Source organism: Citrobacter sp. ANG330, assembly GCF_047467925.1.
Lineage (GTDB): Bacteria > Pseudomonadota > Gammaproteobacteria > Enterobacterales > Enterobacteriaceae > Citrobacter_A > Citrobacter_A amalonaticus_G.
This window is the reverse complement of the sequence record NZ_JASJUI010000001.1, coordinates 1,132,695-1,154,828: the sequence shown is the minus strand read 5'-3', so window position 1 is coordinate 1,154,828 and position 22,134 is coordinate 1,132,695. Positions and strand designations below refer to the sequence as shown.

The following is a 22,134-nucleotide window of genomic DNA, read 5'->3' as shown; positions in this document are numbered from 1 at the left end:
TCTGCAGCTTTGCGGATGATGGTTTTTCCTTATCCGGCCTGTAGGCCTGACAAGCGCAGCGCCTCAGGCAGACTACCGCACCACTGCCGGATGGCGGCTTCACCTTATCCGACCAACACCCATCTTTCTTATCTCCTCAGCTTACTCCTAAATTCTTTCCCTGCTAATTAAAACCGTGATCTTTATCTCATAATAAAAGATAACAATTATATAACATTTCATTTACTTAAAATGACGACAAACACAACCGAAAAACAATCGGCTTTTTGGCAGGAGTATAATTCTAATGACTGAAAGCAGTGTAACTGCGAGCGGGTCACTGACTGACAGCGACACCCGCCGTCGCATATGGGCAATTGTAGGCGCATCATCCGGTAATCTGGTTGAATGGTTTGATTTCTATGTCTATTCGTTTTGCTCGCTCTATTTTGCTCATATCTTCTTTCCTTCCGGAAACACGACAACGCAGCTACTACAAACCGCAGGTGTTTTTGCAGCCGGCTTCTTAATGCGTCCTATTGGTGGCTGGCTGTTTGGTCGTATTGCTGATAAACATGGTCGTAAAAAATCCATGCTTTTGTCCGTATGCATGATGTGTTTTGGATCGCTGGTGATCGCCTGCCTGCCGGGTTATGAAACCATAGGCACCTGGGCTCCGGCGCTATTACTGCTGGCACGCTTGTTCCAGGGATTATCTGTTGGTGGAGAATATGGCACCAGTGCGACCTACATGAGTGAAGTTGCCGTCGAAGGTCGTAAGGGGTTTTACGCCTCCTTCCAGTACGTTACGCTGATCGGCGGCCAACTGTTGGCGCTGCTGGTTGTGGTTGTTTTACAGCAAACCATGGAAGATTCAGCACTCAGAGAGTGGGGCTGGCGTATTCCTTTCGCGCTAGGCGCAGTGCTGGCGGTTGTGGCACTCTGGTTACGACGTCAGCTTGACGAAACCTCAAAGCAGGAAACGCGTGCGCTGAAAGAGGCGGGCTCGCTGAAAGGGTTATGGCGTAACCGTAGAGCCTTCATCATGGTGCTGGGTTTTACTGCAGCAGGATCGCTGTGCTTTTATACCTTCACCACCTATATGCAAAAGTATCTGGTGAACACCGCAGGGATGCATGCCAATGTAGCGAGCGGCATTATGACTGCGGCGTTGTTTGTCTACATGCTCGTGCAGCCGCTGTTTGGTGCACTGTCCGATAAGATTGGTCGACGTACGTCCATGCTGTGTTTCGGTGCGCTGGCAACTCTGTTTACGGTGCCGATTTTGACTGCGCTTCAGAATGTGACCTCACCGTATGCAGCGTTTGGACTGGTGATGTGCGCGCTATTGATCGTCAGTTTTTACACCTCAATCAGTGGCATATTGAAAGCGGAAATGTTCCCGGCACAGGTTCGCGCACTCGGGGTAGGGCTGTCTTATGCGGTAGCGAATGCGCTGTTTGGCGGTTCTGCGGAATACGTTGCGCTATCGCTTAAGTCGGTGGGAATGGAGACTTCTTTCTTCTGGTATGTCACCGCCATGGCGATTGTGGCATTTCTGGTCTCGCTGACGCTGCACCGGAAAGGGAAAGGTCTGCGTCTCTAATAACGTGCCATCTGCCAGAGTGCAAAGCCGGTTGTCGCACCGGCGACATCCCAGGCAAAGTCTTTCCAGCTCCAGCCGCTCCCTGCGGGGCGGCTATCCCAGAGCTCCTTTGACGCTCCCAGACTTACCGAGAACATTAACCCCACCATCGCACTACGGTCACGGCTCATCCCTTGATGCTGAGCGTACTCATTGCCTGCAGCTGAGAGCATCGCGGAAGCAATAAAGTGTTGCGCTTTATCCTGACCACTCCAACGGTCCTGGGCCATATGGCTACAGCCTGAAAGAATAAAGGCACTAAGAAGAAAAAGAACACGCACCTCTGGCCTCCATAGAAAAAACCCCGTTCAGGACGGGGTTTCGCTTACAGGATTCGGCTTATCAGTCTGTCGATTCGGATACGACGCAATCGGCGGATAAGTTTGCGAACTTTAACCGGGTAGTCGGCAATACTCTGCAAGTCACGATAGTGCTTCACAATGGTCGTATGCGTGCGAATCAGCGCCAGCTCTTTCTCACGCTGTGCAGCCAGCTCTTGCTTTGGATCGTGGATGAGGATCGCATTTTCCAGATCCAGACGCCAGGCGCGCGGATTAAGGTTGTTCCCGGTCAGCAGCATCCACGTATCATCGACCCACATCCCTTTGAGATGGTAGGTATTGTCGTCGTCTTTCCACAGGCGGACGACCAGTTGATCGGTATTCACGTAATACTGCAAACGGCTCAGGAAACGACGCAGGTTAATCTCATAGAGATAGGGTAGTGCGCCGATTATCTTAAATGGCTCATTTTCCGGGATATAAAAGTCGTTGGCCGTTTTATCACCCACGATGATCTCAACCTTCTTCCCTTCCCGCAGCAGCTGAATGATATTGCGGACAAGAATTGCCGGTAGGTTGAAATAAGGGGTGCAAATCGTGAGCTTATGCTCCGCACAGGGCATAAGGTGGAAAATGGTTTTATTCAGCAGGCTGGATTTACCCAAACCGACCAATGGCGTCACGGAAAGCTGTTCATTATCGGCATCGCCCTGGAAGTGATAAGCAGCGTCGCGCAGCTCCTGGCGATATAAACGAATGTCGTTTTTAATCTCCGGGCTTTTTGGCCGCTGGGTATTATCCAGACGATTCACACCACGGCCATTCATCAGGTTCTGGGTTACCCATTCGAACATGATGTCTGCCATTCGGGCGTTACGGATTAACTGATAGCGGTCATAGCGATATTTATCATGCTGATGCAGGTAAACATCATTCAGACTTGCACCGCTATACAGGACGCTATCATCAATGATAAAGCCTTTAAAGTGCAGAACGCCGAGGGCTTCACGGGTATTGATTGGCACGCCGTATACCGGAACATCGACATCCGGATTCTCGTGTGCCATCCGGCAATACCAGTCGGCATTGGTATTGGATGCCGCCGCGCCAATACGTCCACGCTGCGCACGATGCCAGTCAACGAGTACCCGAACATCCAGTTCAGGACGCTGCCGTTTCGCCTCGTAAAGCGCGTTCAGAATGCCTTTGCCACCGTCGTCCTGCTCCAGATACAGGGCAATAATACAAATGCGCTGCTTTGCGCTGGCTATCTTTTCCAGCAGAGTCTCCCTGAACCTGGCGGGAGCATAAAAGAAATCGACATCATCAACTGATTGAGAAATCTTAGGTAGTTGGGCAAGGTGTTGTTGATGTTTATTACGCTTAAATTTAGACAACATCACAGTGCATTTCTTCTCTGTTCATTGAAGGGTCCTCTGTGCTATGCAGACGACATAAGCGGGCAATGATAACACCGTCCCCGTCAAAGTGGTCAACATTTCCAGTACCTTACTCACGATTCCTCGGGCGGAGCCAGCTCCAGCGACAGCCCGACGATACCCTCTTCGAGCTGGATATCCACGCTAAAACCTAGCTTACGCGCCAGCGCGACCATGCCACGATTATTTGGCATCGTAATACCATTCAGCCTTCTCAGTCCGTGATCTCGTGTATAGGTAATCAATTTTTCCAGTAATCGACGCCCCAATCCCAACCCTTTGAGATCGGAACGAACCAGCACGGCAAATTCTGCATCAATGTTATCCGGATCGGAGATCGCACGCGTCACGCCAAGGATCTCTTCCGTCCGTTCTACTCGTCTCACGGCAACAAACGCCATTTCCCGATCGTAGTCGATTTGCGTCATGTTAGCTAAATCTTCATGCGTAAATTCATTGATCTCGCTGAAATAACGGTAGTAAAGATCTTCCTTTGTGACCTGCGAAATGAACTGCTGAAGCTGGGGTTCATCTTCTGGCAGGATAGGACGGAACAGACATCGTTCGCCATTTTTCATCTCCACCCACTCTTCCAGTTGATGCGGATAGGGGCGAATGGCAAGACGACTTTCGTTATCGCCCTGGTATGGAGCGATATCCAGCGTGACATCAAGGGCGGTGAACTCACCGGCAGAGGCCAGCAGCGGATGAATATCCAGCCGCTGGATCTCCGGACAGTCGACAATCAGGTTTGAGACCTGCACAAGAAGCTGGCTCAGCCCCGCGATATCCAGCGGACGAAGCGCGCTGCGACCGCGGATCTTTTTATTCTTAATAGCCTGAATCACTAAATAGCGCGCCAGGTTCATGTTGAGCGGCGGTAACGCCACTACGGCCTGCTCTTCAGGGTGCCACTCAACACCACCTTCACCCAGCATAATCAACGGGCCAAACACCGGATCGTGTTCAACCACCACGCGCAGTTCTTGCGCCCCCGCACGGTTCGCCATGCTTTGCACCAGCAGACCGTGAATACGCGCCTGGGGCCAGGCCATTTTCACACGATCAAAAATCGCATTCGCCGCCTGTTGCACTTCATTTGCCGTACGTAAGTAAAGCATGACGCCCTGAACTTCGGATTTGTGCGGGATGTCCGGCGAGCGTAGCTTCAGCGCGACCGGATAACCGATCTGCTCGGCGATATGGACAGCTTCGGCGCTGTCGCCCGCAATCCATGTCGGAAGCGTATGTAAGCCGTACGCCTGCAGGATGGGTTGAACTTCATGGGTATCAAGCGAGGTTGCTCCATCAGCAATGGCCTGTTGAAGCAGGTTATGCGCCTGCAGGGTGTTGGAGGTCAGATTGCTGGGCAGTGCCGGTGTTTCACGCAGTTGCTTTTGATTTCGTCGGTACTCGACCATATGCATAAACGCGGTGATCGTTCCTTCCGGCGTGCGGTAGGTAGGAAGCCCGGCTTCACTGAACAGTCTGCGGGCTTCCTGAGAGGAAAACTCCCCGCACCAGTTGGTTAACAGCGAGACAAATTTACCACGTGGGTGATGCTTAACAGTATCAATCAGCGTCTGCGCGCACTCGGTCGCGGGGGCAGCGGCGCTGGGAGAATGAATCACCATTAGCGCGTCAAAATCCTGGCTGGTGAGCAGGATATCCAGCGTTTGGGTGTAATGCGCAATGCTGGCATCGTCGCGCAGGTCCAGCGGGTTGGCGATCTCGATATGAGCTGGCAGAGCATCACGGAGCTTCTGGCTGGTCTCTTCACTCAACATGGCCAGCTTGCCGTTGCGTGACCACAGCTCATCAAGTGCCAGCGCCGCAGGCGCAGCACCGTTACTGATAATCATCAACCTGTCGCCACGCAGTGGTCGCATGTGGCTGAGCGTTTCTACCGCTGAAAAAAGTTCGTGTGTATCCTGGACGCGCAGCAAACCGGCGCGCTGGATGGCGGCATCCCACGCGGGGTCCATACCGGCGCTGGTCTGTAGTAAACGCTGGGCTGCCGGGCTGCGACCGCTTTTAATCACCAGGATAGGCTTATTGCGCGATGCGCTACGCGCGGCGGAAACAAAGCGACGGGCGTCGCTGAGATGTTCAAGATAAAGCAGGATCGCGCTGGTTTTGCTGTCGCGCGCGAGATAATCCAGCAGTTCGTCAACATCGATATCCAGGCTGTCGCCGAGCGCAATAAAATAGGAAAAACCCATCTCACGCTGCTGGGCCCAGTCAAGAATGGTATTGGAAACGGCGGCGGACTGAGAAATAAACGCCAGCTTGCCACGTTTAATAGGCACCGGTGAAAAGCTCGCATTCAACCCCTGCCATGGCGCCAGAAGCCCCAGGCTGTTGGGGCCAAGCAGACGCATATTGTAGCGTTGCGCACAGGCCAGCAGTTCGGCATGTTGTGCGGCGGGCGCAGAGAGAATAATACACGTTTTGCACCCTTTCTCGCCCAGCGCTTCAAGCAAAGAAGGATTGCGACTGGCATTGGTGCATAACACCGCAAGATCGGGTGTAAAGGGCAGGCTGGAGACATCGGGCCAGGCAAGGACGCCTAAAACGGCTTTCCAGGCGGGCGTCACCGGTAAGACGGGGCCGTTAAAACCGCCCGCCAGCAGGTTACGCATCATCAGATAACCAGCCCGATTGGGCTTCATTGATGCTCCGATCACCGCGATCGATTTTGGCCGCAGAAGCGCTTCCAGTCCTCGCTGACTCATACCGGTTTCCCTTACACAGAAGTGACCGAATGATTCTAAACACTTTCTGCTGATTCTGCTGTGATGCTTCCCTGATGTTGGGTTTTTCCTGCGAGGTAGCGGGTTTTAAAGCGGGTAAAATGCTCGCCAAGGCTCTTTGCCGCATCGGTATCGCCCGCCAGATCCAACAGGGCAATGGCGACTTCAGCGGTGCAGTACTGTCCTTCGGCATGAACTTCGCGCAGGTGATAGGCCGACAAGCGCGACAGATCGACCGAGATAACGGGAAGATTATCCAGATACGGGCTTTTACGGAACATCTTACGCGCTTCCGGCCAGGTGCCATCGAGCATAATAAACAGCGGTGGTTTGCCTGAAGGCGGCGTGTAAATCACGTCACGCGTCTCTGCGGCATAAGAGGCGGGGAACACCACCATTGGCTGATAATCCGGGTTTTTCACCAGATCCAGCAAGGCCTGCGGCGGTTCTGTCCGCGACCACTGAAATGCAGCGGTTTCCGGCAGAATATCGGCAATGAGACGTCCGGTATTACTCGGCTTCATCGGCTCGGTATCAAACATCACCAGACAGAAACGGCTGGTTGCCTGTGAGGGAGAAAGGGTATCGCACAGACAGAGTTTCAGCGGCAGCAAACAGCGCTGACAGCGACGAATGCGATTACCGCGAGCGAGAAATGGGCGAGTGGCGCGCGCCAGACGTTCAGCGCGAAGCGTGAGAACAGCGTTTTCAGTCATAGAGAATACGTTGAAAAACGCCATTGTCGCAGAGGTAAAAACGGGGCACAAGATGCGCCCCGCAGAGTTTACAGCGATTCGTTCAACCAACTGTCAAATGGCGCTTTGGGAACCGCGCCGTTCAGCATGTCGACAACCTGACCGTTTTTGAAGATCATAATGGTCGGGATGCTGCGGATACCGAAACGCGCGCTTAACTCGCGCTCGGCTTCAGTGTTAACCTTCACAAAGCGAACTTTGCCACTGCGTTCTTCGGCGACATCTTCAAAGATGGGCGCAAAGTTACGGCACGGGCCGCACCACGGAGCCCAGAAGTCGATGACCACGGGCAGATCGTCTTTGAGTAGTTTATCCAGTGTTTCACCGGTCGCATTAATCACCTCACCGTCAAACAGATCGTGACCACAGCGTCCGCATTTTGCCGCATCCTCAACCCGATCGTCGGGAATGCGGTTGATGGCCTGGCAGCGGGTACAAACGGTATTCATAACTAACCTCTGGATGCGTCGGGGTAGTGAACGGCAGAGACGCCGGTATGTTTCTAATATGTTACATATTATCGATGAGACTGTTTTAAACGACAATCTGTTTTATTCAATGAGTACAATAGTCATAAGCTTTTAAATGAAATAATGGCTAACCTGGTGCACATCGGGTAATCTGCGCGCTTCGCGCAGCGCTGGTGGAGAAAAGCATGAACGATGAATTGAAAAATAAAAGCGGCAAGGTCAAAGTGATGTATGTCCGCAGTGATGATGATTCTGATAAACGTACCCATAACCCGCGTACCGGGAAAGGTGGCGGGCGTCCAGGAAAATCTCGTGCTGACGGTGGCCGTCGCCCCGCCCGCGATGAAAGACCCCCTCAGAACCGCGATCGCAAACGTGAAGACTCACCCTGGCGGACAGTGTCCCGCGCCCCGGGTGATGAAGCACCTGAAAAAGCCGATCACGGCGGTATCACAGGTAAAAGCTTTATCGATCCTGAAGTTTTACGTCGTCAACGTGCGGAAGAGACCCGCGTTTACGGTGAAAATGCCTGTCAGGCCCTGTTTCAGAGCCGCCCGGAAGCGATTGTCCGCGCCTGGTTCATTCAGAGCGTCACCCCACGCTTCAAAGAAGCATTACGCTGGATGGCGGCAAACCGCAAAGCCTATCATGTCGTTGATGAAGCGGAACTGGCAAAAGCCTCAGGTACCGAACATCACGGCGGTGTCTGCTTCCTGATTAAAAAACGTAACGGCACGACGGTAAAACAGTGGGTGAATCAGGCGGGCGCGCAGGACTGCGTGTTAGCGCTGGAAGATATTTCTAACCCGCACAACCTCGGCGGTATGATGCGTAGCTGCGCGCACTTCGGCGTGAAAGGCGTGGTGGTGCAGGATGCGGCACTGCTGGAGTCCGGCGCGGCAATTCGTACTGCGGAAGGCGGTGCCGAACACGTTCAGCCGATTACTGGCGACAGTATCGTTGATGTGCTGGATGATTTCCGTCAGGCGGGTTACACCGTGGTGACAACCTCCAGTGAACGCGGTAAGCCGCTGTTTAAAACTGAACTGCCAGAGAAAATGGTACTGGTGCTGGGTCAGGAACTGGACGGCTTGCCGGACGCGGCGCGCGATGCCCGCGATCTGTGCGTGAAAATCGATGGCACGGGTAACGTTGAAAGCCTGAACGTCTCAGTGGCAACCGGTGTACTGCTTGCCGAATGGTGGCGTCAGAACAAAGCCTGATGCAAAAATGCCAGCGATTCGCTGGCATTTTTTTACTCGCTCTCAGCCGGTAAAACGGGCATCCAGTCGATCGGTTTCTCGCCGCGTTGTTCCAGCCATTGATTCGCAAGGACAAAATGGTTACAGCCAAAGAATCCACGGTGTGCTGAGAGCGGCGACGGATGCGGCGCTTTAAGCACGTGATGACGCTGCTTATCAATAATCGCGCCTTTCTTCTGCGCATGCGAACCCCAGAGCAGGAAAACCACCCCTTCACGATGCTCGTTAATCAGGCTGATGACTTTATCGGTAAACGTTTCCCATCCCAGACTGGCATGAGAGTGCGCCTGGCCCGCCCGCACGGTTAATACCGTATTAAGCAGCAGAACGCCTTGATGCGCCCAGCTTTCAAGATAACCGTGGGCAGGGCGAGTGAAACCGGGAACAGATGCCTCCAGTTCCTTATACATGTTCAGCAGTGAGGGAGGAGTGGCAATACCGGGGCGAACGGAAAATGCCAGACCATGCGCCTGACCGGGACCGTGGTACGGATCCTGCCCGAGGATCACGACCTTGACATCACCCAGCTCGGTGAAGCGAAACGCATTGAACACATCTTTTTGCGGCGGATAAACCGTGATCCCGGACTGGCGCTCTCCGGCAACGGTATGCAGCGTATTGATAAAGTAGGGTTGCTGTTTCTCTTCAGCCAACACATCGTGCCAGGTTAATTCAGTGGCCATCTCGCTCTCCTGCGAATTTTCAATCGCCATAGCTTAACTGCTTCTTTCGGCGGCGCAAAATGCTCTGCTCAATGAGGTGTGCTATGCGCTTAATAAAGTTGAAAATTTGTATAAAAAGTTTATGTCTGTACATGGCGTAAGTTGATGTAAAACAATAAAATCATCTCATCCCCCTGTTTGGTGTGTGGATTTTATTGATTTAAATCAATGAATCAAGGGTGTCAGGGGGGTATATATACACTCAAGCAACAATGGTTTTACCAATTGGCCGCAAGCCGGCCAACCCTAATCAAATAAATTGCCGGGGAGGCATCACAATGATTACAGGTATCCAGATTACTAAAGCCGCTAATGACGATCTGCTGAATTCCTTCTGGCTGCTGGACAGCGAAAAAGGCGAAGCTCGCTGCATCGTAGCCAAAGCCGGGTTTGCAGAAGATGAAGTGGTTGCGGTTAACAAACTGGGTGAAATTGAGTATCGCGAAATTCCGATGGAAGTGAAACCGGAAGTGCGTGTGGAAGGCGGTCAGCACCTGAACGTGAACGTTCTGCGTCGCGAAACGCTGGAAGATGCGGTTAAGCATCCGGAAAAATATCCGCAGCTGACGATTCGTGTTTCAGGTTATGCCGTGCGTTTTAACTCGCTGACGCCAGAACAGCAGCGCGACGTTATCGCCCGTACCTTTACTGAAAGTCTGTAAGCCTTAAATTCCAGGTTTTAACCCCGGTTGCATGTTCTGCGGCCGGGGTTTTTCGTTATCTGAATTAATCACTGTCGGGACTATTATGGCAGAGATAATGATTCAGGATATCTTCTCCGTTGTTCTCCCTGAACACCATAAATTTCATTTTTTATTTTTCCAGGTATAGTTTTGTCAGTCCCGGCATGGTTTAGGTTTGGTTTAAATAACCATCAGAAAATAAAGCTATGATCCGCGGCGACTAAAATCCCCCCTCATCGTGACTTATATTCGCATCTGCTTCAGTCAGACAATGCTGTTTATCTTTATCATTAATAATATCTTTGGGAAAAATATGAAATTAAATAAGGTCGCCTTCTTTTGCCTGACGGCTTTATACGGCACGACATTTAGCGCGGGAGCTGAATATCTTTATGATGGCTTGACGGTCTCTACGCAAGATGTTTCTTTGCATGATCATGGGACCATTATTAATACGACCGTGTCAAAATCAAAGACATTGACGCTGGGTGGCGATATTCATGCGGAAACAACGCTTCTTGACCGTGGCGATGTCATCGCCGGCGATAATGTCACCTTTGAAGGCACGACGCTGCAAGGACGGAGCAATTTCACCCTTAATGACAATGCGCACGCCAGCAATACGGTTCTGCATGGGACCAGTAGCACCGCCACGTTAAATCACAGTGCCACTGCCACAGGCACCCTGTTAAAGGGTATAAGTTATTTATATGTTAACGACAATGCCGCTATAAGTAATACCACCGTTAATGATAACAGCTCCTTGATATTAGGGGGACACGCCACCGCGGAATTCACCACCACGCATCGTAATATGACATTAAACGATAATGCCGAAGCAACCAATACGCATGTGATGCAATATGGACGGCTGAATCTTTATGACAACACCTCCGCCAGCCATAATATTGTTGAGGATGGCGGGTATATTTATACTTACGATAATAGCCGGATTAGCGACACCGTATTAAACGGGACCTCGTTATTAACGATGAATAACACCTCAACGGGGAACGATACAGTTGTTAATAAAAATAGCAAAATTTTTATCAGAGATAACTCGTATCTTGAGAATACCACGGTAGCGAATGGCGGTTATCTGGGTTTTCATGAGAGTGCTTCAACCTACAATACCGTTGTGCAATCGGGGGGAAATATGAACATATCTGCTTCCGGCGAGGCCGATATCACGCGGGTTGAGCAGGGGGGGCGTTTGAACATGAATTCAACGGCTAGCACCCGTCGCACGACGGTGGATGGCGGCACAATGCTGATGAGTATGAACACCACGGCAATCGACACGAAAATAACCGGAAGCGGAACGCTGGACAGTAAAGGCTACGCCTTACTGACAGACACTGCGCTCTTCGATACCGCAGCTTTAACGATGACAGAAAATACTCGCGCAGAAAGCACAACGCTCAACGGCGCGAGCTCCATGACGTTGTCTGGCTCTGCCAGTGCGCAGGACACCACAATCAATGATGCTGCCGTTTTGACCCTGATGAGTGGCACAACTGCGCACGATACGGTGGTTAACAGTGGACTGTTCCAGCTTTATACCTCCGCACAGGCGATGGGGAGCACCGTGGTTAACCTGGCGGGGGAGATGATCATGGAGGCGGGAGCCTGGGCGAAGGACGTCATGCTAAAAGGAGGAACGCTGGCCATTACGGACTTAACGGATGACACCACCAGTATTGTCCCTGCGCGTGTTGATACGTTGACGTCCGAAGACGGAGTTATCTCCTTCCTGCGCGACAGTGATGGCGACTATGCTGCTTTATCTATCGGCTCGCTAAGTGGCACCGGCGCGTTTTTGTTCAATATCTCGCTGGCTGAACGTAATGGAAACTTTGTCACTATTGATAGTGGCAGCGGGAGATTCAATATTATTGTTCACGATTCAGGTCGGGAAATTGCCGAACACGACAATCTGACCGTCAATCTGGTGAATGATAAAGAAGGAAACCTTGATTTTGCGTTAGTGAACGCCACGCAGCACCGCGTTGCCATGCTGGATGCGGGCGTCTATATGTATTCATTGTATAACCAGCAGAATAAAGACCAACTGGAAGGTAACGTCTGGTATCTGGGGCTTGCAGACGACAATCCGCAAGAGCCAGGAACGGAATTGCCGGGAACGGGAGGGAATACAGGGAGTGAAGATAAACTCACATCACCGTCAACGGATGCTGTCCTGAGCATGGCCTCTGCCGTTACGCGGGTGATTAATGCCGAACTGGATGGCTTCAGAGCCTGGCGCTCAACGCTGTCTCCTGACAATCTGGCGGAAAATAGCGTGTGGGGCCATTATATTGGCAGCAACAGTCGGGTTCATACCCACAATGGCGCCGCTTACCGTCTTGAACAAAACGGTATGGAGATTGGTGCAGATACCACGATGCATGCTGAAGGCGGCAAGCTGATCACCGGCGCATGGATGTCCAGTTCAGCCAATGATGTCAGACATGCCCGTGGGGGAAAAAGCAACATTACCAGTTACGGGCTTGGCGCCTATGCGACATGGTTTGATGAGGCGGGCTTTTATGTGGATGGTGTCATTAAAGGGAACCGTCTCAACAGCGAACTCAAAACAAAAATGACAAACGGTGGCTATACGAAGGGAGACTGGCACCAGTATGCGCTCAGTGGGGTTCTCGAGACCGGCTATCGTCATAAGCTATCCGCGCAAACCTATGTTGAACCCTGGTTACGCGCCAGTGCCGTACAGGCCAATCGCGCAAATGTGACGTTAAGCAATGGCATGAAGGCAGACACAGGGAAACCCCGTTCGCTTATTACGGAAGCGGGATCGCGAATCGGCAGTCAGTTTGCAGTGGGAAGCGTTAAGGTGAAGCCTTATGTCCATGCTTCGGTTGTCCAGGAGAACGCGAAATCAAATGAGGTGGCTATCAATGGCATTCGGTTTGATAACAACGTTAAGGGAACCTCCGGTCGCTATGGGGCTGGCGCCTCAATCCGCCTGGCGGAGAACACAACGCTCTACAGTGAAGCGAACTATCGTAAGGGGCGTTATATTGAAGAGCCGATACAGGGCGTTCTTGGAGTGAAAATGTACTTCTGAATGCAGAAAATAAAAAGCCGGCAGCGATGCCGGCTTTTTAGTGGGAAAGCGAAAGGATTATTCTTCGCCTGACTTCTGTTCCACGGCGACACCACTCGGCTTGCGACGTTTACCAATGTTTTTGGTATCGCGATGGCGTTTCTTCACGCGCGGTTTATCTTTATTCTTTTCTTTTTTCTTCTCTTCACGCTTCGCGAGCGTTTTCTTCGACGGTTTACCCGTCATTTTTTCACTCGGCGCGCGCGAGGTTGGACGCAACTCATCAATGACCCGTGATTTCAGTGGTTCCTCGATGTAACGGCCAATTTTCAGCAGCAGCAGGTGATCGTGTGCTTCAACCAGCGAGATTGCGGTGCCCTTACGACCGGCGCGGCCCGTACGGCCAATGCGGTGCAGATAGGTGTCTCCGCTACGCGGCATATCGAAGTTAATCACGTGGCTGACGTCAGGAATATCAATCCCGCGTGCAGCAACGTCGGTTGCAACCAGCACGTTAACGCGACCATCGGTAAGACGCTTAATGCCTTCGGTACGCTTGATCTGCGCCATCTCACCTTCGAGATAACAGTTGTTGATCCCGGCAAGGCGAAGCTTCTCGGCCAGCTCGTGCACGCGTTCGCGCTTACGCACAAACACGATAGTGCGGGTGGCGTCATCTTGTTTCAGCAGATGCTTCAGCAGTTCGAATTTGTGTTCGACGTTATCCGCACGGTAATACCACTGGTGGATCTTCTTACGCTCGCGGGTGGATGGCGTCGCGGAGACTTCAACCGGCTCATCCAGCAGACGTTCGGCAAAATCTTTAATCGCATCGCCTTCCAGCGTGGCGGAGAACAGCATCGTCTGTTTGCGCCAGCGTGTTTCCCCGGCGATGTGCTCGATGTCCTGGGCGAAGCCCATATCCAGCATCCGATCTGCTTCGTCGAGGATCAGCGTTTCCACGGCGTGGCAGTCAAAATTCTCTTCTTTAATATACTGCAGCAGACGCCCCGTGGTGGCGACCACGATATCCTGGTTTTCGCTGAACACTTCGGCGTGGTTCATGTACGCTACGCCACCGGTGATCGTCGCGATATCCAGGTGGGTGTTTTTGGCCAGTTCACGGGCATGATCGGCAACCTGCATCGCCAGTTCGCGTGTCGGGGTCAGGATCAAAATACGCGGCGGACCAGATTTTTTACGCGGAAAGTCGAGCAGGTGCTGCAACACCGGCAGCAAGTACGCCGCCGTTTTACCGGTGCCTGTCGGCGCAGAACCGAGAACGTCACGGCCTTCGAGCGCAGGCGGAATGGCGGCAGCCTGAATGGCGGTCGGGCGAGTGAAACCTTTTTCCTGGAGGGCATCCAGCAGGCTTTCATCGAGTTCAAGTTCGGAAAAAGTCGTTACAGTCATGTTCTACCTCTGTGTGGGGCGCTGATTATAGACGTTACGGCTGTAATCTTCATCTGTTTGTATGGATATCGCTTCTCAGGTATTGTTTTCACCTGGTGCTGTTACCGTTTTTCCTGCAAGGTTTTTAATTCATGCCTCAGTCTACATCTGTCCTTCGTCGTAATGGATTTACGTTTAAACAGTTTTTTGTCGCGCACGATCGTTGTGCGATGAAAGTCGGAACAGATGGGATTCTGTTAGGGGCATGGGCACCGGTGGCAGGCGTAAAGCGGATCCTCGATATCGGCACCGGCAGCGGCCTGTTGGCGCTGATGCTCGCACAGCGGACCGATGAGAGCGTCATCGTCGACGCCGTTGAACTGGATAGCGATGCCGCGGTTCAGGCGCAAGAAAACGTCGCTGACTCGCCGTGGGCGGATCGGGTGAGCGTACAGGCAGAAGATGTCCAGTCCTGGGCGGAACGCCAGACCATCAAGTATGACCTCATTATCAGCAACCCCCCTTATTACGAGCAGGGTGTCGTGTGCGCGACACCGCAGCGGGAACAGGCGCGCTATACCACCATGCTGGATCATTCCACGCTGTTAGCGACGGCGACAGGGCTGATTACGGAAGAGGGGTTCTTGTGCGTCGTCTTGCCGGAAAATGTCGGCAATACCTTTACGCAGCAGGCGGTCAATATGGGCTGGCATTTAAGGCTACGTACCGACGTTGCCGAAACGCAGGCGCGATTGCCGCATCGGGTGTTGCTGGCATTCTCCCCAAAGAAGGGGGAATGCTTTAGCGACAGGCTGGTGATTCGTGGCCCGGATCAGCGCTATTCCGAAGGTTATACGGCGCTGACCCAGGCATTTTATCTGTTCATGTGAGCAGTTAACGGCGAGAGCACCGATGGGCCCGATTCCTCCAGCAGGGCCGGATAATCGAGCGTGTAGTGCAGACCGCGGCTCTCTTTGCGCATCATCGCACAGCGAACAATTAGCTCGGCGACCTGTACCAGGTTGCGTAACTCCAGCAAATTATTCGAGACGCGGAAATGGGCATAATACTCGTCGATCTCCTGTTGCAACATAGTGATGCGGCGCAAAGCGCGCTCCAGACGTTTGGTAGTGCGAACAATTCCCACGTAGTCCCACATAAACAGTCGCAGTTCATGCCAGTTGTGCTGAATGACAACCAGTTCGTCGGGGTTATCAACGCGGCTTTCATCCCAGGCGGGCAGAGTGCTGACGCCACGGGCGTAAGGCATTCGTCTGTCGATATCTTCTGCCGCGGACCAGCCATACACCAGGCATTCCAGCAGCGAGTTTGAGGCCATCCGGTTCGCGCCGTGCAGGCCGGTGTAGCTCACTTCCCCAATTGCATACAGGCCGTCAACATCGGTACGACCAAAGTCGTCAACCATCACACCGCCGCAGGTGTAATGTGCTGCCGGTACGATGGGCACCGGTTCTTTGGTCAGGTCGATACCCAGCCCCAGCAGCTTTTCGTAAATCATCGGGAAATGCTGACGCACAAAGGCTTCTGGCTTATGGCTGATATCGAGGAACATACAATCCGCGCCAAGACGTTTCATCTCATGATCAATAGCACGGGCGACGATATCACGCGGTGCCAGTTCCCCTCGCGCGTCAAAGTCTGGCATAAACCGCGTGCCGTCCGGGCGTTTGAGATGGGCGCCTTCTCCGCGCAGCGCTTCGGTGAGCAGGAAATTACGTGCCTGAGGATGATACAGCGCAGTAGGGTGGAACTGATTAAATTCGAGGTTCGCGACCCTGCATCCCGCACGCCAGGCCATCGCAATACCGTCGCCGGAGGAAATGTCCGGATTCGTCGTATATTGATACACCTTGGAGGCGCCGCCGGTGGCCAGCACAACAGACTTTGCATGGCAGGTTTCCACCGCCTCTTTATTTCGGTTCCAGACCCATGCCCCAACGACGCGTCGTGTACCGGGCAGGCCAATTTTATCGGAGATGATTAAATCGACCGCATTACTGCGTTCCAGCACCTGAATGTTCGGATGGTTTTGCGCCTTGCTGACCAGCGTGGTTTCCACCTCTTTGCCGGTGGCGTCGGCCGCATGCAAAATGCGACGATGACTATGGCCGCCTTCTCGCGTCAGATGGTAACTCTCTTCGCCGTTAGGCTGGACGTGGGTATCAAATAATACCCCCTGATCGATAAGCCATTGAACGCAAGTGCGGGCGTTGCTGGCAACAAACTCCACCGCATGACGATCGCAAATGCCGGCGCCAGCAATGAGCGTATCTTCCACATGTGAATCGATACTGTCAGTTTCATCGAAAACAGCGGCTATCCCGCCTTGAGCGTAGAAGGTAGAGCCTTCGCTGACGGGGCCTTTACTCAGCACAATAACCTGGTGCTTTTCAGCCAGGCGCAGCGCCAGAGAGAGTCCGGCAGCGCCGCTACCGATAATTAACACATCACAAGAAAGTTCAGGCGTGGTTTTCATGATTTCTGTTTAATTTACTAAACATTGTTTGGTCAGCATAGCACCACAACCGGCGATTCAGCACGTTTTATTTTCAATGGTGTTGTAATGACTAAACAAGGAGGTGCTGTTTACAAGAATGTCTACCGGATGGGAAATTTTGCGTAGCGGGCCGTAAGCATCAGATTAGAGGATGAAATAAAGTGACCGTTGGGTTACTCTGCAACCGGTTTATGGGCATTTTTAAAGATTGTGCATTGTTCGGACTCGGTAGACTTATAATGAGAGATAATGAACGTCTACAACATGACAAACAAAAAACAGATGCGTAACGGAACTTTACAAAAACGAGACACTCTAATCTGTTGCTTGCTCACAGTGCAGCTAATGGAGTGGCGTTTCGCGAACGCGTGGAAATTTGGTTTGGGGAGACTTTACCTCGGATGAGCGAGCAGTTAACGGACCAGGTCCTGGTTGAACGGGTCCAGAAGGGAGATCAGAAAGCCTTCAATTTACTGGTGGTGCGCTACCAGCATAAAGTGGCGAGTCTGGTTTCCCGTTATGTACCGTCGGGCGATGTTCCCGATGTGGTGCAAGAGTCATTTATTAAAGCCTATCGTGCGCTGGACTCGTTCCGGGGAGATAGCGCTTTTTATACCTGGTTGTATCGTATTGCGGTCAATACAGCGAAGAATTACCTGGTGGCTCAGGGGCGCCGTCCGCCATCAAGCGATGTAGATGCGATTGAAGCAGAAAACTTCGAAAGTGGTGGTGCGCTGAAAGAAATTTCGAACCCTGAGAACTTAATGTTGTCAGAAGAACTGAGACAGATAGTTTTCCGAACTATTGAGTCCCTCCCGGAAGATTTACGCATGGCAATAACCTTGCGGGAGCTGGATGGCCTGAGCTATGAAGAGATAGCCGCTATCATGGATTGTCCGGTGGGTACGGTGCGTTCCCGTATCTTCCGAGCGAGGGAAGCTATTGATAATAAAGTTCAACCGCTTATCAGGCGTTGACGATAGCGGGATACTGGAAAAGGTATTAGGCATGCAGAAAGAAAAACTTTCCGCTTTAATGGATGGTGAGACGCTGGATAGTGAGTTGCTTAATGAACTGGCTCACGATCCTCAGATGCAAAAAACCTGGGAAGGCTATCACCTGATCCGTGATTCAATGCGGGGTGATACACCTGAGGTTCTTCATTTCGATATTTCCGCTCGCGTTATGGCCGCCATTGAAGATGAGCCGGTACGCAATACGGTGCCATTCATTCCAGAGGCTCAGCCTGCACCGCAGCAATGGCAAAAAATGCCGTTCTGGAAAAAAATGCGTCCATGGGCCGCACAACTTACCCAAATGGGCGTTGCCGCGTGCGTATCGCTTGCAGTTATCGTTGGTGTCCAGCACTATAATGGACAATCTGAAACGTCCCAGCAGCCTGAAACACCGGTATTCAATACGTTGCCGATGATGGGTAAAGCCAGTCCGGTTAGCTTGGGAGTACCTTCTGATGCCACGGCAAACGGCGGGCAACAGCAGCAGGTACAGGAGCAGCGTCGTCGAATCAATGCCATGTTGCAGGATTACGAACTGCAACGCCGACTGCACTCCGAACAGCTTCAGTTTGAGCAGGCACAGACACAGCAGGCTGCTGTTCAGGTGCCAGGAATTCAAACTCTAGGAACGCAATCGCAGTAATGAAGCAACTTTGGTTTGCCATGTCACTTGTGACGGGTAGCCTGTTCTTCTCTGTCAACGCCTCGGCCAACACTGCGTCCGGGGCGTTGTTGCAGCAGATGAACGTGGCCAGTCAGTCACTCAATTACGAGCTGTCATTCGTCAGCATCACGAAACAAGGCGTTGAGTCTCTGCGTTATCGCCATGCACGCCTGGAGAATCGTCCGCTTGCGCAGCTGTTGCAACTGGATGGGCCGCGTCGTGAAGTCGTACAGCGCGGTAACGAAATCAGCTATTTCGAGCCAGGGCTCGAACCGTTCACCCTGAACGGTGACTATATCGTTGATTCCCTGCCATCGCTTATCTACACCGATTTCAAACGTCTCGCGCCTTACTATGATTTCATCTCGGTAGGCCGAACCCGTATTGCCGATCGCCTGTGCGAGGTGATTCGCGTGGTCGCGCGCGACGGGACCCGCTATAGCTATATTGTCTGGATGGATACCGAAACCAAATTGCCGATGCGGGTCGATCTCCTCGATCGTGATGGTGAAACGTTAGAGCAATTCCGGGTGATCGCCTTTAACGTAAATCAGGATGTCGGTAGCAGCATGCAAACGCTGGCGAAAGCCAGTCTGCCGCCGCTGCTCTCTGTTCCGGCGGGTGAAAAAGCCAAATTCAGCTGGAATCCGACCTGGCTTCCGAAAGGGTTTAGCGAAGTGTCCAGCGGGCGCAGACCGTTGCCGACGATGGACAACATGCCGATTGAATCGCGTCTCTATTCTGACGGTCTGTTTAGCTTCTCGGTTAACGTAAACCGCGCGACTCAGGCCAGCACCGATCAAATACTGCGCACCGGGCGCAGAACGGTCAGCACCAGCGTTCGCGACAACGCGGAAATCACCGTCGTGGGTGAATTACCGCCGCAGACTGCGAAGCGTATTGCCGACACCATTAAGTTTGGAGCCGTGCAATGATTAAAGAGTGGGCGACGGTCGTCTCATGGCAAAACGGCGAGGCGCTGGTAAGCTGTGATGTCAAAGCGTCCTGCAGTAGCTGTGCTTCACGTTCCGGATGCGGCACTCGCGTGCTCAACAAACTGGGGCCGCAGACCACACATACCATTGTGGTGGCGAGCGATGTGCCATTAGAGCCAGGGCAGAAAGTGGAACTGGGGATTGCCGAAGGCAGTCTGTTGAGTTCCGCTATGCTGGTTTATCTGTCGCCGCTGGTGGGGTTATTCCTCATCGCTTCTCTGTTTCAGGTGCTGTTTGGCTCAGATCTCGCGGCGTTAAGCGGCGCGATACTGGGCGGCGTCGGTGGTTTCCTGATTGCACGAGGCTATTCCCGCAAGTTGGCTGAACGCGAAGCCTGGCAGCCAGTGATTTTAAATGTCGCCCTGGCACCAGGTCTGGTGCGCGTGGATACCTCTACGGGCAAAACGTCCTGATCATTTTTGCCTGATGGCGCTACGCTTATCAGGCCTACGGGAGATTTCTGCGTAGGCCGGATAAGGCGTAAATGCCGCCATCCGGCAAAACATTCACTGACTTTGCGAAACGGTTTCCAGTTCCCGCAATCCTGACTCTATGAACATTTCCTCGCCTCAGCGTTGTAGTGTAGAATGCGGCGTTTCAGTTAAACAGACGTTAAGCTCAGAACAGCGACTTCTCAAAGCCTGTCCAACCAGGCGTAAGGCACAATAATTACACTATATGAAGAACATACGTAACTTTTCGATCATTGCTCACATCGACCACGGTAAATCGACGCTGTCTGACCGTATTATCCAGATCTGCGGTGGCCTGTCTGACCGTGAAATGGAAGCGCAGGTTCTCGATTCGATGGATCTTGAGCGTGAGCGCGGTATTACTATCAAAGCGCAGAGCGTCACGCTCGATTTCAAAGCCGCTGATGGTGAAACATACCAGCTTAACTTCATCGACACCCCAGGCCACGTTGACTTCTCCTATGAAGTTTCCCGTTCGCTTGCCGCCTGCGAAGGCGCGTTGCTGGTAGTGGATGCCGGGCAGGGCGTAGAAGCGCAAACCCTGGCAAACTGCTACACCGCGATGGAAATGGATCTCGAAGTGGTGCCGGTCCTCAACAAAATTGACCTGCCAGCCGCCGATCCCGAGCGTGTTGCCGAAGAGATTGAAGATATCGTCGGTATTGATGCGACCGATGCCGTGCGCTGCTCGGCGAAAACCGGCGTGGGCGTGACCGACGTTCTGGAACGTCTCGTACGTGATATTCCACCACCGGAAGGTGATCCAGATGGCCCATTGCAGGCGCTGATCATCGACTCCTGGTTCGATAACTATCTCGGCGTTGTCTCGCTGGTGCGTATTAAAAATGGCACTCTGCGTAAAGGCGACAAAATTAAAGTGATGAGCACCGGTCAGACCTATAACGCTGACCGTCTGGGGATCTTCACGCCTAAACAGGTTGACCGTACTGAGCTGAAATGTGGCGAGGTAGGCTGGCTGGTGTGCGCCATTAAAGACATCCTCGGTGCTCCGGTTGGCGATACCCTGACCCAGGCGCGTAACCCGGCAGAAAAAGCGCTGCCAGGCTTCAAAAAGGTGAAACCACAGGTTTATGCCGGTCTGTTCCCGGTGAGTTCTGATGATTACGAGAACTTCCGCGACGCGCTCGGCAAACTGAGCCTCAACGACGCCTCTCTGTTCTATGAGCCGGAAAGTTCTACCGCGCTGGGCTTCGGCTTCCGCTGTGGCTTCCTTGGTTTGCTGCATATGGAGATCATTCAGGAACGTCTGGAGCGTGAATACGATCTCGACCTGATCACCACAGCGCCTACGGTAGTGTATGAAGTTGAAACGACGGCGAAAGAAATTATTTACGTTGACAGTCCGTCCAAACTGCCACCGCTGAATAATATCTATGAGCTGCGCGAGCCGATCGCAGAATGTCACATGCTGTTGCCTCAGGCATACCTCGGTAACGTGATTACCCTGTGTGTTGAGAAGCGCGGCGTGCAGACCAACATGGTTTACCACGGTAACCAGGTGGCGCTAACGTATGAAATCCCGATGGCTGAAGTAGTACTCGACTTCTTCGACCGCCTGAAATCCACCTCGCGTGGCTATGCGTCGCTGGATTACAACTTTAAACGCTTCCAGGCCTCCGACATGGTGCGTGTTGATGTCTTGATCAACAACGAACGTGTCGATGCGCTGGCGCTGATCACTCACCGTGATAACTCGCAGAGCCGGGGTCGTGAGCTGGTGGAGAAGATGAAAGATCTGATCCCACGTCAGCAGTTCGATATCGCGATCCAGGCGGCGATCGGGACGCATATCATTGCGCGTTCGACCGTGAAACAGTTGCGTAAAAACGTTCTGGCAAAATGCTATGGCGGTGATATCAGCCGTAAGAAAAAGCTGCTGCAGAAGCAGAAAGAAGGTAAGAAACGTATGAAGCAGATCGGTAACGTTGAGCTGCCTCAGGAAGCGTTCCTCGCCATTCTGCATGTCGGCAAAGACAGCAAATAATCCTTAAGGAGTTGG

General features: G+C 52.6%; 18 protein-coding genes and 1 pseudogene. 11 read left to right on the top strand and 8 right to left on the bottom strand.

Annotated features, from left to right (window positions below; genetic code table 11):
• Nucleotides 1–286 precede the first annotated feature (286 nt).
• The gene (gene kgtP, locus QNN88_RS05670) at nucleotides 287–1,585 is read left to right on the top strand and encodes an alpha-ketoglutarate permease (RefSeq protein ID WP_414239322.1); all 1,299 of its coding nucleotides are present in this window, start codon (nucleotides 287–289) and stop codon (nucleotides 1,583–1,585) included.
• On the opposite strand, the gene QNN88_RS05665 is transcribed toward kgtP, so the two are convergent.
• The 5 genes from QNN88_RS05665 to trxC all read right to left on the bottom strand — a co-directional run bounded on the left by QNN88_RS05665 (nucleotide 1,582) and on the right by trxC (nucleotide 7,301).
• On the bottom strand, nucleotides 1,582–1,905 hold the full coding sequence (locus QNN88_RS05665) for a YfiM family lipoprotein (protein WP_414239321.1): 324 nt from the start codon (nucleotides 1,903–1,905) through the stop codon (nucleotides 1,582–1,584). The genes kgtP and QNN88_RS05665 overlap by 4 nt on opposite strands.
• 44 nt (nucleotides 1,906–1,949) lie before the next feature.
• A complete protein-coding gene (gene pssA / locus QNN88_RS05660; RefSeq protein ID WP_414239357.1) occupies nucleotides 1,950–3,305 on the bottom strand; it encodes a CDP-diacylglycerol--serine O-phosphatidyltransferase in 1,356 nt (451 codons plus the stop codon).
• A gap of 113 nt (nucleotides 3,306–3,418) precedes the next feature.
• Nucleotides 3,419–6,079 carry a bifunctional acetate--CoA ligase family protein/GNAT family N-acetyltransferase gene (locus tag QNN88_RS05655; protein ID WP_414239320.1) on the bottom strand — a complete coding sequence of 887 codons (2,661 nt, stop codon included), beginning with the start codon at nucleotides 6,077–6,079 and terminating at the stop codon, nucleotides 3,419–3,421.
• Between the two features lie 35 nt (nucleotides 6,080–6,114).
• Nucleotides 6,115–6,813 (bottom strand): tRNA-uridine aminocarboxypropyltransferase, encoded by a 699-nt coding sequence (tapT, locus tag QNN88_RS05650; RefSeq protein ID WP_414239319.1) that lies wholly within the window; start codon nucleotides 6,811–6,813, stop codon nucleotides 6,115–6,117.
• Between the two features lie 68 nt (nucleotides 6,814–6,881).
• Nucleotides 6,882–7,301, bottom strand: a complete 420-nt coding sequence (gene trxC / locus QNN88_RS05645; protein ID WP_414239318.1) for a thioredoxin TrxC — start codon at nucleotides 7,299–7,301, stop codon at nucleotides 6,882–6,884.
• 206 nt (nucleotides 7,302–7,507) lie between these two features.
• Between trxC and QNN88_RS05640 the strand changes: the two genes are divergently transcribed.
• Nucleotides 7,508–8,545 carry a tRNA/rRNA methyltransferase gene (locus QNN88_RS05640; protein WP_414239317.1) on the top strand — a complete coding sequence of 346 codons (1,038 nt, stop codon included), beginning with the start codon at nucleotides 7,508–7,510 and terminating at the stop codon, nucleotides 8,543–8,545.
• A 32-nt stretch (nucleotides 8,546–8,577) separates the two neighbouring features.
• Here the strand turns inward: QNN88_RS05640 and ung are convergent, their stop codons facing one another.
• Nucleotides 8,578–9,267: a uracil-DNA glycosylase gene (gene ung, locus QNN88_RS05635; RefSeq protein ID WP_414239316.1), complete on the bottom strand. Its 690-nt coding sequence runs from the start codon at nucleotides 9,265–9,267 to the stop codon at nucleotides 8,578–8,580.
• Between the two features lie 317 nt (nucleotides 9,268–9,584).
• Here ung and grcA point away from each other — a divergent pair, with 317 nt between their 5' ends.
• Nucleotides 9,585–9,968: an autonomous glycyl radical cofactor GrcA gene (gene grcA, locus QNN88_RS05630; protein WP_414239315.1), complete on the top strand. Its 384-nt coding sequence runs from the start codon at nucleotides 9,585–9,587 to the stop codon at nucleotides 9,966–9,968.
• A 481-nt stretch (nucleotides 9,969–10,449) separates the two neighbouring features.
• Nucleotides 10,450–13,077 (top strand): autotransporter outer membrane beta-barrel domain-containing protein, encoded by a 2,628-nt coding sequence (locus tag QNN88_RS05625; protein WP_414239314.1) that lies wholly within the window; start codon nucleotides 10,450–10,452, stop codon nucleotides 13,075–13,077.
• Between the two features lie 57 nt (nucleotides 13,078–13,134).
• Here QNN88_RS05625 and srmB read toward each other — a convergent pair whose 3' ends face one another.
• Nucleotides 13,135–14,469 (bottom strand): ATP-dependent RNA helicase SrmB, encoded by a 1,335-nt coding sequence (srmB, locus tag QNN88_RS05620; RefSeq protein WP_414239313.1) that lies wholly within the window; start codon nucleotides 14,467–14,469, stop codon nucleotides 13,135–13,137.
• A 131-nt stretch (nucleotides 14,470–14,600) separates the two neighbouring features.
• Here srmB and trmN point away from each other — a divergent pair, with 131 nt between their 5' ends.
• Nucleotides 14,601–15,338, top strand: a complete 738-nt coding sequence (gene trmN, locus QNN88_RS05615) for a tRNA(1)(Val) (adenine(37)-N(6))-methyltransferase TrmN (protein ID WP_414239312.1) — start codon at nucleotides 14,601–14,603, stop codon at nucleotides 15,336–15,338.
• Here the strand turns inward: trmN and nadB are convergent.
• The gene (gene nadB / locus QNN88_RS05610; RefSeq protein ID WP_414239311.1) at nucleotides 15,323–16,945 is read right to left on the bottom strand and encodes an L-aspartate oxidase; all 1,623 of its coding nucleotides are present in this window, start codon (nucleotides 16,943–16,945) and stop codon (nucleotides 15,323–15,325) included. The two genes, trmN and nadB, sit on opposite strands and share 16 nt — an antisense overlap.
• 260 nt (nucleotides 16,946–17,205) lie before the next feature.
• Between nadB and rseD the strand changes: the two are divergent.
• From rseD to lepA, 6 genes and pseudogenes are all read left to right on the top strand, one after another.
• A pseudogene (rseD, locus tag QNN88_RS05605) lies at nucleotides 17,206–17,371 on the top strand (rpoE leader peptide RseD).
• Nucleotides 17,368–17,943 carry an RNA polymerase sigma factor RpoE gene (gene rpoE, locus QNN88_RS05600; RefSeq protein ID WP_000003307.1) on the top strand — a complete coding sequence of 192 codons (576 nt, stop codon included), beginning with the start codon at nucleotides 17,368–17,370 and terminating at the stop codon, nucleotides 17,941–17,943. Before rseD ends, rpoE begins: the two are co-directional and overlap by 4 nt.
• Nucleotides 17,944–17,974: 31 nt before the next feature.
• Nucleotides 17,975–18,625: an anti-sigma-E factor RseA gene (rseA, locus tag QNN88_RS05595; RefSeq protein ID WP_414239310.1), complete on the top strand. Its 651-nt coding sequence runs from the start codon at nucleotides 17,975–17,977 to the stop codon at nucleotides 18,623–18,625.
• Nucleotides 18,625–19,581: a sigma-E factor regulatory protein RseB gene (gene rseB / locus QNN88_RS05590; RefSeq protein WP_414239309.1), complete on the top strand. Its 957-nt coding sequence runs from the start codon at nucleotides 18,625–18,627 to the stop codon at nucleotides 19,579–19,581. Before rseA ends, rseB begins: the two co-directional genes overlap by 1 nt.
• Nucleotides 19,578–20,054 (top strand): SoxR-reducing system protein RseC, encoded by a 477-nt coding sequence (rseC, locus tag QNN88_RS05585; protein ID WP_414239308.1) that lies wholly within the window; start codon nucleotides 19,578–19,580, stop codon nucleotides 20,052–20,054. Before rseB ends, rseC begins: the two co-directional genes overlap by 4 nt.
• A 265-nt stretch (nucleotides 20,055–20,319) precedes the next feature.
• Nucleotides 20,320–22,119, top strand: a complete 1,800-nt coding sequence (gene lepA / locus QNN88_RS05580; protein ID WP_414239307.1) for a translation elongation factor 4 — start codon at nucleotides 20,320–20,322, stop codon at nucleotides 22,117–22,119.
• The last annotated feature ends 15 nt before the right edge of the window (nucleotides 22,120–22,134 follow it).

Excerpts from the sequence above, each read along its gene's own strand:
- kgtP (WP_414239322.1), top strand. The coding sequence starts at position 287 with ATGACTGAAAGCAGTGTAACTGCGAGCGGGTCACTGACTGACAGCGAC.
- pssA (WP_414239357.1), bottom strand. The coding sequence starts at position 3,305 with ATGTTGTCTAAATTTAAGCGTAATAAACATCAACAACACCTTGCCCAA.
- QNN88_RS05655 (WP_414239320.1), bottom strand. The coding sequence starts at position 6,079 with ATGAGTCAGCGAGGACTGGAAGCGCTTCTGCGGCCAAAATCGATCGCG.
- tapT (WP_414239319.1), bottom strand. The coding sequence starts at position 6,813 with ATGACTGAAAACGCTGTTCTCACGCTTCGCGCTGAACGTCTGGCGCGC.
- trxC (WP_414239318.1), bottom strand. The coding sequence starts at position 7,301 with ATGAATACCGTTTGTACCCGCTGCCAGGCCATCAACCGCATTCCCGAC.
- QNN88_RS05640 (WP_414239317.1), top strand. The coding sequence starts at position 7,508 with ATGAACGATGAATTGAAAAATAAAAGCGGCAAGGTCAAAGTGATGTAT.
- ung (WP_414239316.1), bottom strand. The coding sequence starts at position 9,267 with ATGGCCACTGAATTAACCTGGCACGATGTGTTGGCTGAAGAGAAACAG.
- grcA (WP_414239315.1), top strand. The coding sequence starts at position 9,585 with ATGATTACAGGTATCCAGATTACTAAAGCCGCTAATGACGATCTGCTG.
- srmB (WP_414239313.1), bottom strand. The coding sequence starts at position 14,469 with ATGACTGTAACGACTTTTTCCGAACTTGAACTCGATGAAAGCCTGCTG.
- trmN (WP_414239312.1), top strand. The coding sequence starts at position 14,601 with ATGCCTCAGTCTACATCTGTCCTTCGTCGTAATGGATTTACGTTTAAA.
- nadB (WP_414239311.1), bottom strand. The coding sequence starts at position 16,945 with ATGAAAACCACGCCTGAACTTTCTTGTGATGTGTTAATTATCGGTAGC.
- rpoE (WP_000003307.1), top strand. The coding sequence starts at position 17,368 with ATGAGCGAGCAGTTAACGGACCAGGTCCTGGTTGAACGGGTCCAGAAG.
- rseA (WP_414239310.1), top strand. The coding sequence starts at position 17,975 with ATGCAGAAAGAAAAACTTTCCGCTTTAATGGATGGTGAGACGCTGGAT.
- rseB (WP_414239309.1), top strand. The coding sequence starts at position 18,625 with ATGAAGCAACTTTGGTTTGCCATGTCACTTGTGACGGGTAGCCTGTTC.
- rseC (WP_414239308.1), top strand. The coding sequence starts at position 19,578 with ATGATTAAAGAGTGGGCGACGGTCGTCTCATGGCAAAACGGCGAGGCG.
- lepA (WP_414239307.1), top strand. The coding sequence starts at position 20,320 with ATGAAGAACATACGTAACTTTTCGATCATTGCTCACATCGACCACGGT.